12 protein-coding genes are annotated in these 18,079 nt (G+C 56.5%); 5 read left to right on the plus strand and 7 right to left on the minus strand.

What is annotated here, in order from left to right; all coding sequences use genetic code 11:
* From R3F00_RS13660 to istA, 3 genes are all read right to left on the minus strand, one after another.
* A partial coding sequence (locus R3F00_RS13660) for a SpvB/TcaC N-terminal domain-containing protein (RefSeq protein WP_371282353.1) occupies nt 1-2,715 on the minus strand: 2,715 nt, incomplete at its 3' end.
* 298 nt (nt 2,716-3,013) lie between these two features.
* The gene (istB, locus tag R3F00_RS13665; protein WP_371282354.1) at nt 3,014-3,760 is read right to left on the minus strand and encodes an IS21-like element helper ATPase IstB; all 747 of its coding nucleotides are present in this window, start codon (nt 3,758-3,760) and stop codon (nt 3,014-3,016) included.
* Complete coding sequence (gene istA, locus R3F00_RS13670) at nt 3,738-5,285, minus strand: IS21 family transposase (RefSeq protein WP_371282355.1); 1,548 nt, start codon at nt 5,283-5,285, stop codon at nt 3,738-3,740. The genes istB and istA overlap by 23 nt, the downstream gene beginning before the upstream one ends.
* Nucleotides 5,286-6,042: 757 nt before the next feature.
* On the opposite strand from istA, the gene R3F00_RS13675 reads away from it, so the two are divergent.
* Together R3F00_RS13675 and R3F00_RS13680 are read left to right on the plus strand one after the other, a co-directional pair.
* Complete coding sequence (locus tag R3F00_RS13675) at nt 6,043-6,807, plus strand: hypothetical protein (protein WP_371282357.1); 765 nt, start codon at nt 6,043-6,045, stop codon at nt 6,805-6,807.
* Between the two features lie 1,080 nt (nt 6,808-7,887).
* Complete coding sequence (locus tag R3F00_RS13680) at nt 7,888-8,784, plus strand: hypothetical protein (RefSeq protein ID WP_371282358.1); 897 nt, start codon at nt 7,888-7,890, stop codon at nt 8,782-8,784.
* A gap of 386 nt (nt 8,785-9,170) precedes the next feature.
* On the opposite strand, the gene R3F00_RS13685 is transcribed toward R3F00_RS13680, so the two are convergent.
* The 3 genes from R3F00_RS13685 to R3F00_RS13695 all read right to left on the minus strand — a co-directional run bounded on the left by R3F00_RS13685 (nt 9,171) and on the right by R3F00_RS13695 (nt 12,758).
* Nucleotides 9,171-10,283, minus strand: a complete 1,113-nt coding sequence (locus R3F00_RS13685; protein ID WP_371282359.1) for a hypothetical protein — start codon at nt 10,281-10,283, stop codon at nt 9,171-9,173.
* A 778-nt stretch (nt 10,284-11,061) separates the two neighbouring features.
* On the minus strand, nt 11,062-11,439 hold the full coding sequence (locus tag R3F00_RS13690) for a hypothetical protein (RefSeq protein ID WP_371282360.1): 378 nt from the start codon (nt 11,437-11,439) through the stop codon (nt 11,062-11,064).
* Nucleotides 11,440-11,477: 38 nt separating this feature from the next.
* Nucleotides 11,478-12,758, minus strand: coding sequence for a hypothetical protein (locus tag R3F00_RS13695; protein ID WP_371282361.1), 1,281 nt, complete (start codon nt 12,756-12,758; stop codon nt 11,478-11,480).
* Between the two features lie 561 nt (nt 12,759-13,319).
* On the opposite strand from R3F00_RS13695, the gene R3F00_RS13700 reads away from it, so the two are divergent.
* The 3 genes from R3F00_RS13700 to R3F00_RS13710 all read left to right on the plus strand — a co-directional run bounded on the left by R3F00_RS13700 (nt 13,320) and on the right by R3F00_RS13710 (nt 17,368).
* Nucleotides 13,320-14,474, plus strand: a complete 1,155-nt coding sequence (locus R3F00_RS13700) for a helix-turn-helix transcriptional regulator (RefSeq protein ID WP_371282362.1) — start codon at nt 13,320-13,322, stop codon at nt 14,472-14,474.
* 82 nt (nt 14,475-14,556) lie between these two features.
* Nucleotides 14,557-15,738 carry a helix-turn-helix transcriptional regulator gene (locus R3F00_RS13705; protein WP_371282441.1) on the plus strand — a complete coding sequence of 394 codons (1,182 nt, stop codon included), beginning with the start codon at nt 14,557-14,559 and terminating at the stop codon, nt 15,736-15,738.
* Between the two features lie 538 nt (nt 15,739-16,276).
* The gene (locus R3F00_RS13710; RefSeq protein WP_371282363.1) at nt 16,277-17,368 is read left to right on the plus strand and encodes a CFI-box-CTERM domain-containing protein; all 1,092 of its coding nucleotides are present in this window, start codon (nt 16,277-16,279) and stop codon (nt 17,366-17,368) included.
* Between the two features lie 47 nt (nt 17,369-17,415).
* On the opposite strand, the gene R3F00_RS13715 is transcribed toward R3F00_RS13710, so the two are convergent.
* Nucleotides 17,416-17,949 (minus strand): hypothetical protein, encoded by a 534-nt coding sequence (locus R3F00_RS13715; RefSeq protein WP_371282364.1) that lies wholly within the window; start codon nt 17,947-17,949, stop codon nt 17,416-17,418.
* Between the last annotated feature and the right edge of the window lie 130 nt (nt 17,950-18,079).

Consider the following 18,079-nt stretch of genomic DNA (forward strand, 5'->3'; position numbering starts at 1 on the left):
GGCATTGCGAGCCACCGAGACAGCGCTGCCGCTCGGGTTAAAGCGCACCAAATCAGGCGCACCATCGCCGCTGGTATCCATCAGGAAGCTCAAGACCTGCAATGGATCCTGTGCGTTGTTGGTCGCATTGCCGACGCCAATCTCTGCATTGAAGCCCGTGCTGCTGAACAGCCGGGCTTTCAGGGGATAGCGCGGCGTCGTACCACTGCCCAGGTCGACGGGATAGAACAAATCCTTGCGACCATCTCCATTGAGGTCGAACAGATTCACCTGGCGCGCGAGGTCTGCGGAGGTCTGCAAACCCGTCGCCTGCTCCGATTGAAAACGGCTACCGGCGGCAGCCGGATCGGCCTTGCCAACATTGAGACGAGTGTGAAAGGTCCGCAGCGCTCCGCTGGGCACTCTCTGGTAGAGCACATCAGCCTGACCATCACCATTGATGTCGGCTAGCTGGACGTCATTGCCATCGCGACTGATGTTGCCGCTACCGGTTCCGGTTTCGCCGAGTGTCGCCTCTTGATCGAGTACGAAACGGAAACGGCCATTCGGCTGGATGCCCGCGTTGCGATAAACGTGCCAATAGCTGCGGAACATCTGACCCGCACCTTCGACAATACCTTGGGTATTCCAGACATCGTCGTATGCGGACGGTAGTAGCCGGGTGCCCTCTGAAGGCGGAACGCCGATGCCCAACTGAATGCATATTGGGCAGCTGCCGCCCTCATCGATAAACTGCACGCGAAAGAGCATGTCGCTGGCACCGTCCCCATCGATATCCGCGTTGGGATTGCCGCGGGACAAGGCCGAGTTGATGGTGACCCCGTTGAGAAGGTAGTTGGGCCCAGGGCTCGGCGGCTCATCCACATCGACGAGAATATTGGTGCTCGAGAATTGGTAGGTGTTTGGCACTGAGGGGGCCGTGCGCTCCAGTAGTCGTGCCGTGGCAGCGCCTGCCGATCCGATGTGAATCAGATCGGGAAGCGAGTCGCCATTGAGATCGAACAGCCGACCGTCATCGTCGATCGACGACTGGATGCCTGTGGCGTAGAGGGTCGCCGAGGTATATCCCCACGTGACCAGTCCAAGTGTTGCCGGCGAGATGACCCAGGCGGTGGTGTTGGAAAACATCAGGTCATCGCGACCGTCCCCGGTGAAGTCGAACAAATGCCAGAGGTTCTCGAAATGGAGTGCACGCAGATCGCTTCCGCAGGCTCCAGGGTTATTGCGTTGCAAATAGATGCCACTGGCCGACGAGGTCTGCAGGCCCGTCGCGTTGGCAATCGAAACCATGATCTCGAAGCGCTGGTTGGCAGGAACCGACCCATTCGAGCACTTGTTGTCACGCAGCCAGATCAGATCCTGTCGACCATCGCCATCGACATCACCCACCTTGAAATCAATGGATCGCGCCAGGGTAGCGTCATAGCCGGCAGAGGTCGGAGTCGTCGGAAATCCCTGGACCGGCGACCCTCCATTTGCGCCCCATTGGAACTGCGTGGCGGGATAGCAGACTTCGCCGGTGCCATTGGGCGCGCATTCCTGCAACGATGTCAGTCGTGAGTATCGACTGCCTGTGCCAAAGGTAAAGTAGTTCAGCTTGTAGGTGCGAGCAGTCGCCGCCGTATCAGGATTGGTGCCATTGTTGACCGTGCCAATGACCTTGATGGTGCTCAGTCGCTGAGTCAACGCGAGTTTGGAGCCGGCCAACCAGTCGATGCGCTGACTGGTCGAGGGCATCGCTTCATAGGTGAATTCGACGCGGTTGTACGGTGCCCTCGTTTGCGTCTGGACGTGCGGCGAGGAACGATCGACTTTGCCGGTATAGCTCACCTCGGCAAGGCGCATCTCGCCATCGGTCTGATCAGCGTTGTAGAGGAAATCGATGCTGTTGCCTGTTGCGTCAACGATGCGATCGATGCCCCAAGTAAGGGCTTGTGTCGCGAGTAAAGTGCCCGTGCCGTTGTTTGGACGCAGTCGCGAATTGCCGGCGAATCCGAATCGCTGCAGGGAACCGTCCTTGGGGTATACCAACCAGTACGAATAGGCAGGCGCGCCACTGACGCGATAGCCACAGACGCGCAAGGCGGGGTCCAGTTCGATTCCGAACTCGCGGCCCGTGTGCCCATTCGGCGCTGCGGGACATGATCCAATACTTCCACGATCCAGCAGGCGGCCACCGTCAAGGCAATAGGCGCTGCCCGATTCGTCGGCACTGAAACGAATGCCGGGAAATGGCCCTGCGCCATCACCGTATTCGGTGCCCTTTCTGCACCGGCTGATCGAGGAAAGGCCACCGATGGCCCAGCCCGGTCCAAGCGGTCCGTGGCTGCCACGACTGGAATACTGAAGCGACAAACTGGGGACAAAGCCTGCCGTCCCTGGCGGCGTGTAGATCGGTACAGTGTAGGTACTCGCGCCGCTCTCATCGACGTGCGTGGTGCCTGGTGTTGCGCCTACGCTATCGGAGTACGGGTCTACAGGTGGCGTCGGCTCCTGGTATGGGACCACTGGCGACTGAGAAGGCCCGCCGAAAGCTCCGCCGGGCGGCGGGCCGAAGGCATTGTCACCGAAGCCGAAGCCGATCACCCTGACACTTGCGGGTGTAATGCCAGCAGAAAAGGCCAGAGTGGCTACAAGCGCGGCGCTGAAGAAGCGGGAATTCAATACACGGTGCGCGTATCCACGCGCACCGGAGACGGCCTTTCCATGATCCATGTCTGCACCCCAGTGATCGAAACTCGATCCCCCGGAATCCCATGCGTTTCCGAGGGACCGACTCGACAAAATCTAGCACATTCAAATGAAGAAGATCGCCTTCTTGACAAATATGAATGATGATTGGCGTGAACTCTGGGGCTCAACACGTGAAACCCTGTCCGAGACCGCTTCCCAACAGTGCACGGCCCTTTGCAGCCGAAGATCTCGCGATGTACTGGGCAAGGGCTGATCAAGATGGAGCGACGAAGTGATCACGGTGACCGGCCCCGGGGTTCGCCGGGGCCGATGACCAGCCTCAGGCGTCGGGGTTGCCTCGCGAGGTTCGTCGCATTGAATCTCCCTTGAGCGCGATCGCGTGCTTGTTGTGCAGCAAGCGATCAAGAATGGCATCGGCGATGGTTGGCTCGCCCAGATAGTCATGCCAGACGTCAACAGGAAGCTGAGAAGTGATCAAGACGGAGCCGCCCGGAATGCGATCGTCAATTGCCTCCAGCAAGTCTTGCCGGCCGCGATCGGTGATCGGCGATACGCCCCAATCATCGAGAATCAAAAGGCGAGCCTTGGCCAATCGAGTTCGAAGTGCAGGAAGGCTGCCATCCGCATGAGCCACCTCCATTTCTTCCAGCAGTCGGGGCATTCGGTAGTAGATCATCGAATAGCCTTTGCGAGCCGCTTCGTGCCCGAGCGCACAGCCCAGCCAGGTCTTTCCTGTCCCTGTTGGTCCTGTGATCACGACGTGCTGGCCGTGCTGAATCCACTGGCACGTCAACAGATCCAAAATCTGCCTTTTGTCGATTCCCCGTTTGGCTGAGAAGTCGATGTCTTCTGGGCAGGCACTCTGCGCTTTCAACTTGGCATTCTTGAGCAACCGGTCGATTCGCCTTCTTTCGCGTTGAGCGAGCTCAACGTCAACCATAAGCCCGAGGCGATCGTCAAAGCCCAGGCTCTGCGTCGTCGGATTGTCGAGTTGCTCAGCGTAGGCGCGCGCCATGCCTGGCAGGCGCAATGCAAGAAGTCCTTCACGCGTCTGATTGGTCAACATGTTTCTGCTCCTTGTTCTTGAAATAGTCTGCGCCTCGGAGATTCTCGTGCGAGGGCATGGGTCGTTGGCTCACTGGCTCACCACTGCGTTGCTCAAGACGGTTCTGCAGAATCGACCGAATGCTCTTGACCGTCGGCGATTGAATAGCCAATGCCTTGACGCAAGCCAGCTCGAACCGTTCAAGCCCGTTCTTTCTGGAGATCCTTTGAAGGGTGGCGCAGGCGTTGAGCGCACCTGCAGGGTGGCGGGCGCCGTCAAGAAGCTTCTCGACGACAAGCAGTGCGTTGGGCCCAACCGACTCCGCCCACGTCCGATAGCGCAGGGGCGTGTGATCCGCCCATGCCAGGTGATGGTCTGGCATGTGCGCTCGATCGGTTGTTTTGTGCCCAATCGATTGAAGGCGAGCGTGCGATGCAACACGCGTCCGCCCACTGAAGATCTCTATCATGGTTGGAGTGCAGCGTGCATGGACTTCCTGCTGCGCCAATCGATACGGCACCGAATAGAAATGTCCCATCACAGCCACGTGGTAGTCAGGAGGAACACGCTGGGGCCCGAACCATTGCGCATACTCATAGCGGGAGGGCAGCGGATTCAGCGCAGGCTTGTCAATGGCATCGAACCGTTCGCGACGACTCTGCCGGTAGCGACGCATGACCCGGTTGTTGATGGCTTCAACACACTCGAAGATCCCAGCATTCAGCTCCGACAATGAGTGGAACACCCGATTGCGCAGTTTTGCGATGCCCCACCGCTGAAAGATCAGGACGCCGCCTTCCACAGTAGCTTTGTCTTTAGGCCGACGAGAACGGGCTGGCAAGATGACGGTTCCGTAGTGTTCGCCCATTTCGAAGTAGGCCGGGTTCAGGGTCGGATCGCGACCCGCTTTCAGGACCGCCGATTTCAGATTGTCGGGCACGGTGATTTTCGGGACGCCACCAAGCGCCGCGTACCATTCGCAGTGCGCATGAATCCAGTGTTCCTGGCGCTGGGATGGAACCGCGAGTGCAAACAGCAAGCCGGAAACACCCGCTGAGGCCACAAAGATTTCCGCGTCGTGAGTTTCACCGGTGGTCGGGTCAACCCACTGCATCTTGCTACCGGAAAAGTCCACCCAACCCCGCTCGCCGGGCTCGAATTGCTGGCGCATGGAAAGGGTATTTCCGCCCACCCATTGGACATAGAGTTCGTTAAAGTGACTCAATCCATAGGCAGTTTCAGGTTCCTCTTCCTTGTACTCCATCCACAAGAGCGTTCGCGTTACTCCCTTGCGTTGCAACTCTCGATGGACATGGGCCCAGTCGGGCAATCGCTTGTTGGAGTTCGTGGCGCCGCGACGGCTGAATTTGAGTTGAAGTTCGTCATCGTTTAACTTCTGGACGTCGTCCAGTTGTATTTGATACTTGTCTGCAAGCTGCCGGTATCGCCGGATGCTGTTGTAAGCCATGTCTACCTGGCGACCAATTTCCCGGTTGCTATCGGACGTCGAAAGAATCAGACGAATAGCCGTCCGCAATGGGTTCATGCCAATCTCCAAGAACAATCCGCCACCCAGGGAGCGGCTGCGGCTCCGGCGGATCGGCAATTGAGACAAGCGAGCCCTTTGCCCGAACCGGCACAGAAGGACTTGACATCGACAGGGTCGCAGATGGAGTATTGCAGGCAAGGTTGTGCCGCAAGACCCGAGCGCCTTGGAGTGTAATGAACTCCAAGGCGTTCTCATTTTTGCGCTTGGGAAAGCAGCCTTGAATACGAATTACCGATTCATGTCGAACCTCTCTGCGAGTTTTGATAGGTACTGGAGCCTGCGCGGCGCTGCCCCCAGAGCCATGCCGCGATGTCCACAGCCGATGCGAAACGGCCTCGACGGCCTTCCACCGTAAACGTCGCAACGGGCAAACGTCCCCTCTGCTGAGCTTTTCTGAAGGCGTCCTGTGAGGGGTAGCCCAAGGCGCGGGAGAGCGGCTCGCCCCCGACCGTTGCTCCCAGGGCGCGAACTAGCCGGCACTCGAAATCTTCATAGACCAGCCCGCCATGGGATAAGGGTTCTGTCGGTTGCCGCTGAACCATTTTGCTTGTCTCCGACTAGGGTGGACATTTTCCGCATCCTAGGATCTCTAACGTGAGATCGCAAAGTGGAGCGGTTCGACGAAATCGATACACCCACGCCAACCCCGGACTACCCGTGACAGAGCAGGATATTCGAGCGACCATGGGCCATGCCCATACCATTCCTGAGTCCACTTCCGCCCGCCGACGGTTGGGTGCACCACCGGAATGAGGTGAAGCGCTGCAAGGGCGGAGCATGCTACGGCGCATTGGCGTCCCACTTCGGGACAGATTCGCCGAAGCAGCTCGAATGGCGAGTGGATGGTCGAAGGCCCTATGGGCGCGACAGCGACGCCGCCGCATCAAACAAGTATCGCCGCTGGCGTCAGGGCAAGGCGCTGCCGCACAAAGAAACCATCTTGCACGTAGCGTCACGCACAGCGATGAGTGTCAGGCTCGACGACTGGATAGACCTGCCACTTTGGGAGCTCCTCGCTCCCGAGCCGCCAGCGATGCAACGAATTCATGAGTTGCTGGAAGAGTCCCCGACTGCCATCAGACGGATACTGTTCATGGACAGTTCTCCGGATCGCTTGGGCCGGTACCGCCATTCGATGGTCAATCGGCAACAAACCCTCGCCATACGCAACCAATACTCACTTGATGCGCTCATTGCACTTCTGTGCCTGGCGCGAAAGGGAGAGGTACTTGATGACGATCCGCACCATTTCCTGCCGTCGGCGTGTGCCTTCGACATTTTTCCGAGAGTGCTTTTCGCGCATCAGCCCTTGCGATATGTGTGGCAAGAACTGTTCAGCTGCATTGAGCGCATTTTCTGGAAGCGATCGTACGTTGATGGAATGCACTACAACTTTCCTGAAAGCTCCGTTCGATCCAGTTTACGAGCGCTTGATGTCAATCCTTCAGCCATACTTGCTTGTATGTCGGGGAAAAACACTCGATTGGTTCAACAAGAACAGTCGAAATCAGCAGGGTAGAAGGGGTGGTCAACATTAGCGGTAAGCTGATCACGCAAAATCGGCGAGGTGGTCAATCTGAATCGGTTTAGTGATCATGATCAAGCGGCGCACGCAACCCGATGGGAAGACGGCGCTACCGCACTCACAACGCTCTTGGCCGGGTTGTGGAAGGTCAAAGGCGGCCGTCCCATTCTCGCCCTCGGGAAGATTGTCCAAGCCTTCGACCAGGACAGCGTCGAACAGGACCGGCGCAAGCACAAGAACCTCCGTCACCAACCGTGGACTGCACGAGCCTGCGCGGGAAATCGTTCATAGGCAAAGCGCGCGCAATCAGAGGTCGCGATCAGCTAGGCTGGAGGCCGAATACGGCCACAGCCGGACATTCCGAAAGCTAGGGTGGACGTCCCACGGAGTCGCCTTGTAGATGAGCGCTTTGTTTGAGGGTGCGTAAGCACTCTGGGGGATCGCGTCAATAGGCACGGACAACACGGTCAACCGGGATCGTTTCGGTGTCTCATGCATGGCACTGAAACTTAGGGGCAGGTCACGACCACTATTCATTCCTAGCCGATTTGATCGGCACGCAGATTTGATCAGCACGTAAATATCCAGTCGTACCCCAGTTGGGTGATGAATTTGGGAGGCTTTGGGCAGATGATCCACGAAGCGAATCGCTGTTGAGCCTCGCGGACGCGGATCAGGGAACATTCGGTAGCTGGAAAGGAATTGGATCGTTTAGGCGATCTGGAGTCATTCTGACGAATGCGTCCCCGACGAACTTTGCGCCACTATTCGACAGAAAGTGGCAGCGTGGGTTGATCCTCAATGGGTGCCGTTGGTCGCATTCTCCTGATCAAAGATTCGAAATTCGAATGCGGCGAGAGGAAAGGCTAACTAGCAGCAAGTAACTTTGTAACCTACAAACGGTAAAGCATTATGTTTAGATGCAAACACGCGCTAATTCTTTATGGCCTTGCTGTATTCACTAATAATACATTTGCGGCAAGCACTGAGTCTTTTAGTGGGGAGGTTGGCGTTTGCATCTCCGCGTCGATCTCCTGTGGTGGATTCGACTGGGTTCGCCTCCGCGGAGGGTTCTTGGTCGGTACTGTGCGATACCAGTCTCACGACGACAAGAGCTTCAAGTACAGCGTTGAGTTTGACAATCGAACGCGCTGCAACGTAACAGTCGGCACCACGATGATGCGGCACGGAAATACATTGAATGCTCAGACGTTGGATTTCGGCAATATAGAACTCGAGCCGATGGAAAGTCGCGAGTCAAAAGTTATGAGCTTTTCACCAAGCAAAAGTGAGTCTCAAAAATATGAGATGGTGAAGTTCACATTCAGCGGTGTTGCAACCTGCGGGAAACTGAAAGACGCCGAACACACGCACGTATCACTAACCCATGGAGGAGCTAGAATGAAAAGGGCCTTACTGTGTTTTGTAACTCTTGTCGCATCTATCAACTACGCATCAGCAATGGATTGGAATACTTGCAAAGCCACAGGAACTAGCCGCGTTTGGTTCGAAGACACTTCAACTGGCCTTGAAGAAACTTCAGGCCAAATGTCTTCCGCTCAAGTGCCCAAAACGAAGGGCGTTTCATGTGAGGAGATACAGGCTGACGATGGTCAATACTCGTTAAACCCAGCAGTCCACAACTGGACCTGTTTTTGCAAAATAGATGCTGAAGGGAACGCCATTATTGACCGCGTAAGCACGAGCAAATTCCATGACGATGAGAAAAGCAGACGGCTAATAGTGATTGACATTGACAAAGGCGAATTTGAAGTGGGGCAAAGTATGGAGCGCTATTCGCCCACGCTTTCGAATGTGAACAATTCTTCGCGCGAAGAGGTATGTGAAGCGACAAAATCACCAACTCTGGACACTATCAACTCGTTCAAACAGAGCTATAGCGGGTGTGATAATCGAGGTACTTGCGCTGTAATGAGCTATGCAACAGGATCGCTTACAGATTGCGAGTAAGATCCAGACATTTTAGCGCTACCCGCCTTTCAATCGGGCTGAGCGGCGTCAGTGACTTTCCGCTTGGCCGGATGGGGGCAATCCAAGGACTTTGTTTAAAGCCCGTCGGCACTCCGATTTGCGCCAGGTCACTGACGCTTACGAAATCGTAAGTCCCTCCGACGGGACAATCGGCCTTGGGAGTCAACCCGCCGGCCTCTGAGCGTCGGCGCGATCACCAGGGCCTTTCATTTTTTGGGGCAATGCTCCCAAAATGGAGTGTCCGAGAAAGGCACAAGGAATGCCTTGCGTGAGCGCCCTAGATAGATCTAGTTTTAAAGCCAGACCCCATGCTACTAGATGCGCGTACGCATCTGACCCAAGAATGTCAGTCATGGGCAAGGCACCTATTGCGCCTGTGAGGCGCTCACCCCGGCAAACAACGAGATCGTGCCCAATGCGCTGTCGCGAACATCCGAATTGGTGCTGTCGGCGAGTCGATGCGCCAGATCCAATGCGCGTGAATCGCCAATGCTGGCCCAGAGCACCATCGCGAGCGCCTGCCAGGGCACTTCCTCTTCCTGCGCATACGTTTGCGCGAGTAGCGCCACATCCTCGGGGTACTTCTTTGAGACCTCGCCGACAAACCACTGAACGCCCTGGACCTCATCACGGAAGCCACGAGCCGTTTGGACCTGCACTTCCAATGCCTGATCCGCATCGAGTTTGATGCCCGCTTTCCGGGCGCGATCCGGAATGCCTTTCGCGCGCTCGACCAGGGCGGTGCGCACTCCCGACTGATCAAGCAGCTCGACAAACTCATCGCGTGCCAGCGCGTTCCAGTCGCCCAGTTCTCCACGAAGAACGATCTGAACGAACCAATCCCCATACAGCGCCACGTTCTGCGTCATGACCGGAATGCTCTTGATGATATAGGGTGCGGGTATGCCGTTGGCATCGACCGTGAAGCGCATAGCCTGCATTGCCTCAGCGATCCTGCCTTGAAAGAAGAACCAGAAGGCCGCCTGTGTTGCGAGCCAGGGGTGATCAAGGCCGGCTATGGCGCTCATAGCCGGGCCGAGATCCGGGTAGGTCATGACTTCCTGGAAGGCTTCATCAAGACCATCGGGATAGCCGCCATGGTCTTCGTACGCCTTCCCCCCAATCATCCCCTCGCCATGGTCCGTCGCGAAATCAATCATGACCCGAGCCGGACGCCGGGAAGGATCCGTCGCGACCTGCTCGATCATCGACAATGCGGCCTTGAGACGGTCGCCATCGCGGTTGTGGGCGAGGCTTAGGACGGAGGTCAGGATCTCGTATTGCGTTTCCGAATCCGCAGCGGCAATCGCGTCGACAAAAAACTGGCGATTCGGATCACTGGGCTTGGCCCAGCGCGCCAACCAGCGCCGTTGTGCCAGGGATGCATCAGGCCAACGGGATGCAATCTGGTCAATATCGGCAGCATGGTATTCGTGCCGCCCCAGGCAATCCGTCTCCCCGGCCGTTGCACAGGTCATCAGGCGGTCGCCTCGCGCTGTCAGCGCGGGTGCATCGCCTTGGCCGGCACGGGCTTCCTCCGCAGCCTGGACCAAGGCTTCGTTGTCACTGTCTGCGGCCCATTGGGTCAGGATCCGCATTCGCTCGACGCTGATGACCAGATCGCTTTCCAGCAACACGCCGGCCGCTGCGCGCAGTGCTGCGGCCCGTTGATCATCCGTCAGGGTGCTCCTGTGCGCCGCTTCAAGGAGTTCGTCCTGGCTACGAAGACCTACCCCAACCATCAAGCCGGCTGCAGAGAGCGTTGAACCTCCTCGTTCTGAAGCGCCCCCAGCTTTGCGCTTGCGCTGGTATCACCGCAATGTGCCTGCTGAAGAAGGTCCTCGATCTCCTTGCCGATCCCGGGCGTGCCTTGGCTTCGGCTGAGGCCACTTCCAGAAAATCCATGAGGCGCCGGGTGGGCATGTAGACGACTTGGGAATCACATCCCTGAGTGGTCGGCTCCGATGGCGCGGCCGCTTGCTCCGCCAATGCAGCCACAGTAAACGTCACCGCCATGATCGCGGCAACGGCTGTCAAACCCGACAGGCGAGCCTGCTGCATCGGCCGCCCCAAGCTTGAATGGAAACAGCTAGCGTAGCTGCGCATACCTCATTGTTCCGGCGATATAAATTCGAGTCACCTGAATCCTCTATGGAGGTTCGGTCCTTAGTTGAGATTCTAGAGCTATAGGTTATGGGACCTCTTGCTTCCGCAACTTACTCAAGTGTACTGACTCAACTGCCCGCTAAGGCTTCGCTATCTCTTTGTGGACCAGTTGCATGGCATTGCCTCGGTTACTTTTGCCGGCCCTTGCAGAAAAATGCCAACATGAAACATGGTAACTGATGACTGCTCTCGATCAAGCACAAAGAAGTACTCACTGCGACTGGCATTTATCACCTCGAACCCGGTATCCGTTTTCTCAACGCTCCCTTGGTCCGCTTCATAGCCACCTTCAAAAATCCTAGCGGACGTTCCTCGCACAATCAGCGTCAACTGCGCCTGAGTATATCCGTCGTCTCTTCCCCTGCCGCAGAGAATGTCCACGTTCACAGAGTTCTCGCCAATAAACTCGACTTCAGCAAGCGCCGGCGCGCTTAGCAACATTATTATCAACGCGAGTGTGCCTTTCATATGCGCTCCTGCCAGTTGGTAGTTCCAAAGTGAAAGCACTATAGTTGAGATTCAAGCAGCTTCGGGATTGCATTTGCTGTAATCCCTTTCTTATTTTCTGGATTATCCAGAAGTATAGGCCAGTAGTTTATTCTGTCAGATGTTGCCCACTGCAAGCTCAGTACGCGAGGATCATGATTGAGAACAATCTGGGTGAAGGAATTTGCTACCGAGTCAAGCCAAGGGCGTAGTTCGTCCGGCACACGGCAGTCATTCGAAGCACACGCTATGCTCAGCAAGGTGAGAGACTCTGCAACCCAAGCTTGAATTTCACGAGACTCATGAAGCTTAAGAAGATCCGGGACCTCACCAGCACCGTAAAGCAGCAGCATGTTGATTTCGGATAGCGAAACGAACGCGAGATAGTTTCGAACTACATTTTCGCGATAGAAAGTAAAGATCTGGCGATCAGGATCCGACCATTTTCCGTAGGGCCATATGTTTAGTGTACGGCAGTGCTGTCGTTGCCTGAACCAATCATAGTGGGAACGGAGCTCTGCTCTCCTGTCGACATCAATGTCCATCAACTGGCCTGCGGAAAAGCGCAGTTCACGCTCGGAGGACTCACGCTGGTCTCGTTTGCAAGAATTGCGAATTTCCTTCACGTCGAGATGAAAGGGTGTCTTGTTCTGGTATCGGGTTGCCCAGAAATCGATGAGCCTGCGATCACGCAACAAGGAGAGGGAGACTTCACTTCTACTGTGCCCGCTCCAGCTCATGAAGATCGACTCACGATCTGCTGGAGCCGCTCTGTGGAGCAAGAACGCCAGCCGAATGAATTCCGAAGCTTCAGCATGCTCTCTACTCCAGGCTTTGCTTGGATAGCCCAGGATTAGTTCGAGGTTGGGGAATAGCGCGCGCCATGGGCTGTCGTCTAGAGAGGCATCAAGAACTCCTGAATAGCAGCCACGAAGCGCGATGGCCTTGACGCTGGGGAAGGTTGCTCCACTTCTCTTGGCCTCTTCGCTGTCGAACGCTCCTAAATGCCCGGAAAAACGAAATGCGCCCGAGTGTCCTGAAAATATAAGAAAGTCTGGCTGGCCAGACGCTATTGATTCAAACACTTCTTGTGTGACTTTGGCGGGCGTACCACCGCTTGGGAAAAGAAAGGAGGTTGAAGCATCGAGCCTCAATGCTTCCTCCATTAGTTTGTCTGGCCCGTCAAAGTCTATTGTCAGTGAGCGGTCAGATGCGAAGACGGAAAAAGTCAGAGAAACTGAAACAAGCCATGCCAGCGAAAGGCGGACTTTTGCTTTGATGCGAGCAATAGGAGACATCATGACGATGTTCTCCCGATTGGCGGAGTGGTCGACATGGAAGCAAGGAAACCTCGTTCGCCTTTAAGCAATCCAGCTATCTCCTGAGAGGCCGCACCTCGCTGATCTAGCCACTCTCCCTACCGCCTGGTTCCGCTCCAACCCATCATCGGCGTGCTTATATGAGATTTGGAAGGATCCACTAGCCGAACCCCTTGAGCAGCCACAATTCCGAAGTTTGCTTTCCCGCCGCAGCGCCACAATTGTTCTCCGGACCTCAATTGCTTGGGCGAAGCCTATCCCCTCCTGCGCAATCTCCCATCCCCCAAGTGGGGGATGAAATTGGATAAAGCCGAGTTTCCAATGGAAGTATGATGATTCGGTAGCGCCTACTACTTCGATAGGGGATTCGACTCTATCCAGCTCTACCGTATTGCCCGTTTTTCAAATGAGACGCTCGGTGCTGATTTGCGACGGGCGTTAGATGCGCTGGCGAGGCAGTTCTGTAGGCCATATCCAGGGCTCTTGAAGTTGTGCCGGTTTGAGGATTAGTCTCAGCAACGATCACGTGACAGGGGCGTGTACGTGTTCAAATCCAGCGACGCCGCGTGGCGACTTGAATATATCGATGCCTGCTATGCGGCAACGCTGGCAAACGACGCCTCTGCGCTGAGTCCTGCGCTTTCAATGGTGGCAGGTCGCGTTGGCGCGGCCATGGCGTTGCTGCAGGTCATGCAGCCTTGTGGTCCGGCAGTTGAAGGTATTGCCTCGTGGGGTTTTCCGGACGGCATGCTGGAGGACTACGGCGCGCATTTTGCGGCGGATGATCCCTGGCTGCGTTTGTTTCTCTCCAATCGCCTGCACTGGGGCCAAGCCGCTAGCACCGGCGAGGAGATTGATATCAGCCCGGTCATCAACACCGGCTACTACAACGAGTTCTGGCGCCGCTGGGGCCTGCTGCATACCTCGGGTACATTCGCCGAACTCGCCTCGGGCGGTGTGCTCAACCTCGGCCTGCCGCGCTTTGCCGACGCCGGCACGCTGCAACGATCGCATCAGGACGATCTCGCTTTCGCCACCAGCCATCTGGTCCGCGTGGTCTCGATTCAGCAGCGTCTGGGGGCTCTTCAGGCCGACAACGAACGCCGGCAATCGATTCTCGATCGCCTTGATTTTGGCGTGGTGCTGATTGATGGCAAGGGTCGCATAAATTTGATCAATCTCAATGCTGAGGCATTGATTGGAAACGGGGGCCCCTTGCGCAGCAATGGAGGCGCTCTCGGATTTCGTGACGACGATACCGAGCAGCGCCTGCGCCGCCAGTTGGAGCTGTCGCCGCTGTATCGGCGCATTCGATCCCGCACCGCGCCTGATCCATTCGTGGTCAGCGCGATCAACGGGCGTCGCTGGATGGTTTTCGTCCTGCCATGGCAATGCACCACGTCCGACCAGTGGGCGCTGCTGTTCTTCGATGAAAAAGCGCCTCAGCCGGATGCGACTGCTGCGCTGGCCGTGCTGGGTGCGCTGACGACGGCGGAAACCGGTGTATTGCAGCGGGTGCTGCTAGGTTTGAACAGCAGCGAGATCGCGCGCCAGCGGGGCACCAGCCCGGAAACTGTTCGCAGCCAGATCAAATCCATCATGCAGAAGCTTGGGGTCCACGGCCAGTCGGAACTGCTGCGGCTGGCATCGCGGTACAGGCCGCCGCTGACAGCGGACGACACGGAGCCAATGGGATGACGCATCGCACGGTTGCCAGCTTGGACAACCGACTTTAATCTTCCAGAATATCGCGCTACAGGGGGTGTGTCGCGTGTCCGAAATGAGTTGGCAAGCAGCGACCCGAGAGAGCGAGCAATCGCAGTGGCGGCTTCAGTATGTCGACGCTTGCTATGCGGCGGCACTGGGTTCGGATCCGCTGGCGTTGAGCGGCGTGTTGCGACAGGTGGTCGAGCGCATTGGCGCGGCCATGTCATTCCTGCAGGTAATGCATACCTCTGACAGCGCGATGCAGCCAATCGCCGCATGGGGCGTGCCGCAGCCGGTGCTCGAAGACTACGCGCTGCATTTCGCCGACAACGATCCCTGGCTGAAGCTGTTCGCAACCAATCGTCTGCGCTGGGGCCAAGTGGCCTGCACCGGCAATCTCACCGACATCGGCGAAGTGGACATGGGACCGCTGAAGATGACGCCTTACTTCAACGAGTTCTGGCGCCGTTGGGGCCTGTTGCATACCGCAGGCACGTTTACCGAAATCGCGCCCGGCAAGATTGTCAGCCTCGGAACTCCGCGCTACGACGATGCCGGTTCGCTGCGTCCGGGCGATTACCCCGACTTCGCGTTCGCCGCCAGCCACCTGGTCCGCGTGGTATCGATCCAGCAGCGCATGAGCTCGCTTGAAGCGATCGGCGCGCGCAGTCAGTCAGTGCTCGATCGACTGGACTTCGGCCTGATGCTGCTGGATGCGCGCGGACGCATCACCCAGACCAATCGCCCGGCGGAAGCGCTGCTGCAGCCCGGCGGACCCTTGTGCAGTCGCACCGGCCATCTTGTTTTCCGAGACGCGGCGATCCAGCAACGCATCCTTGAGGAGCTCGATCTCTCGGCACTACGCGGCAATCGTCGAAGCCTCCACGCCGTCGATCCGTTTGTCATCATCTCTGCATCGTGGCAGCGCTGGGTGGTGTTCGTGCTGCCGTGGCATAGCAGCACCTCGAACCAGTGGGCGCTTCTGTTCTTCGACGAGCACAATCAGGCGCGCGATGCCGGCAAGGCTCTATCCGTGTTGGGTGCGCTGACGCCAGCCGAAGGCGAGGTACTACAGGGCATGCTGCAAGGACTCACTTCATCCGAGATCGCTAACCAGCGAAATACCAGCACCGAGACCGCCCGCACCCAGATCAAATCAGTACTGCATAAGTTGGGTCTGCGGAGTCAGAGTGAACTGCTAAGGTTAGCCGCCCGCTTTGCCATGCCGCTGCGAGATAGCGGTGAGTCGCCATGATTTCTGCGCATCAGATAACCCGCTCGCCATTGATACATCTGCGAATGTGTTGTCGTTCTCGTATAGGACGGAAGATCGGCATTCAAGATCTGGCAGCTCCAGCATCTGGCACGCCGTTTCGCCGCCGCGATTAGTCATAAGGATATGGCATTGACTTTGGGAATCAGACGGAACCCGGAGTGTGCAGGGGCCGCCATGATGGGGTTGCGCCCAGTGTGGTCGGTGAGTAGTGAGCAGCAAGAATACACCTTTCATCTTTGAAAACTACGGATCTGCGTTGATTCCCGCAATCGCTATTGACAGCTGAACCGGCCTCGCTTGTACCACTAGCCAGCCTAGCTACCTCTACCGTTTCAACAATCACCCAACTGGGGGATGAAATCCAGCGAAGAAAAGACTTCAATTGGACGACCATGCCTCTTAAGCCAGCGCTGCATGCGGTTTGATTTAGCTCGTTGCTGCCTGGGTTGAGCCTGACAACAAGCGCGATGACCAGTATGCAACGACACAACGTTTTCGACCTTTGAGCGCACACCTAATGATTGACCTGAATCGTAGATTGATCTCGCTCGCGACTCTCGGATTGACAGTCTGTGGGCTAACGAAATCAAGCCGTGCTATTGCAAGCTCAGCTGCCCATTGCCCCATCGGCGAAATTACAACACCAAACTGGAACGGATATTGGAATGTGCACAGAGCCATGGTGTCTACAGGTTTTGGGCAGGAAAATCCCGAGAAGAGCGGCATAGAGATTTTCGCCACAGACGACACTTCGGGCTACCTAGAAGCCGCGGGCGCATTCGATTGGGAAGAAGTGCTGACATTTACCATCTCAGCCAAACCAGATGACTACAGTAGTTTGGTCGTGGAAGTGGATTCGATACCCATCTTTTTCAACACAGCCAAGTCAAGATTTCGACCAAAAGTTGTCCAGCAGGATGGAGAAGCGCAAGTAGTGGGCGTAAGCAGGTGGTCGCGTGAAGCCGAAACTACTCTGGAAGCCAATCTGGCGGTTCGGCTCAGAAGAGGTTCGCTGATTACATCGCCGCAGTTCGTGTCGTTCGACGGAAAAGACAAATATGTTGAATCCACATTTCTACTATCGAGTGCTCAGACGAAACAGTTACTTGCACCAGGGGCCGATAAGATATCTGTTGAGCTCTTAGACGACAATGACGTGGTGCTATCTCGCGATTACATCTCATTGGGTCTCGAAGACACCTTTCTAAAGACAATGGAGGCACATTTACGAGCGCGGAATGCCGCCAATGATATTGATGCTTGCCCCAAAGGTGGTGGGTGCTACCTGACTACAGCAGCATGTGCTGTACTCAGGCTGCCCGACAACTGTTGGGAACTCCGGCAACTCAGGAAGTTCAGGGACGAGTGGTTGCTCAGCAAGACATGGGGACGAGCAGATGTTGACCACTATTACCAGAGTGCGCCAGCGGTTGTAGCAGCTCTTTCAAGAGCAGATGATTCGCATCTGATATTCACGAAGCTGTATTGGCTCTACATTCTTCCATGCGCACTTTTGTTCGCAATTGGCTGTCCCAGGATTGTCTACATGCACTATAGAAACGGCGTGCGCTCCGTTTCAAAGCTTGTCCGTAAACGCAGCAGCGACTGATATTGACCTGTCACGAAGTTTCAGTGGCAGGGGGTATTGTGAATGAACTAACTAAGAGCGGCGCGGAGCCGGGCGGCCAGCCATGTCTGGATCGCGGTCTGAAAATCATCACTATAGTTCGGCGCACTAAGGTCGGTGCGATAAACGGTCTCGCCCGACATGCGCAGGAGAAGCTCCTCACCAGCGGGCACGGCCTCATAGATGACCGACAAAATGCGGTCGGTCGATCCCTGTTGCGACCAAAACAATGTGTTTCGACCGATTTCGCCGGTGACGCCCCAGCCAGTCTGAGTAATTGACAGACTACCGCCGATGGATTGCTGCATTTGATTGAAGACCTGTTGCACCTCCCTCAGTGCGTCACTGAGCATCGTGATCGTTGCCTTCAGCCGGCGGCTGGCGGAGGTGTCGAGTACTTCGCGGAGCGCGGCCAGATTCTCGTCGGCCGATGATCCGTGTGATTGATTTTGCATCATCCTGTCCATTCGTTCGCACATCGCTTGCACGGTGGCGAAGCGGTTCACAAAGCGCGTGGCAAAAGCCTCATCGAAGAGGGCGAGTTCAACTCTGAAGCGCAACACGGTTGAAGGAACGGTAGAACACGAATTCTGGTGTTTTGAATCCTAACCGCTTTCGTGGTCGTCGATTGATCTTGTCTTCGATGCGTTGAATTTCCGCGTTGGAGAATGAAGCGAGATCGCAGCCCTTGGG

It is taken from the genome of Dokdonella sp. (assembly GCF_041395345.1).
Lineage (GTDB): Bacteria > Pseudomonadota > Gammaproteobacteria > Xanthomonadales > Rhodanobacteraceae > Dokdonella.

Excerpts from the sequence above, each read along its gene's own strand:
- istB (WP_371282354.1), bottom strand. The coding sequence starts at position 3,760 with ATGTTGACCAATCAGACGCGTGAAGGACTTCTTGCATTGCGCCTGCCA.
- istA (WP_371282355.1), bottom strand. The coding sequence starts at position 5,285 with ATGAACCCATTGCGGACGGCTATTCGTCTGATTCTTTCGACGTCCGAT.
- R3F00_RS13685 (WP_371282359.1), bottom strand. The coding sequence starts at position 10,283 with ATGACCTGTGCAACGGCCGGGGAGACGGATTGCCTGGGGCGGCACGAA.
- R3F00_RS13690 (WP_371282360.1), bottom strand. The coding sequence starts at position 11,439 with ATGAAAGGCACACTCGCGTTGATAATAATGTTGCTAAGCGCGCCGGCG.
- R3F00_RS13695 (WP_371282361.1), bottom strand. The coding sequence starts at position 12,758 with ATGATGTCTCCTATTGCTCGCATCAAAGCAAAAGTCCGCCTTTCGCTG.
- R3F00_RS13705 (WP_371282441.1), top strand. The coding sequence starts at position 14,557 with ATGAGTTGGCAAGCAGCGACCCGAGAGAGCGAGCAATCGCAGTGGCGG.
- R3F00_RS13710 (WP_371282363.1), top strand. The coding sequence starts at position 16,277 with ATGATTGACCTGAATCGTAGATTGATCTCGCTCGCGACTCTCGGATTG.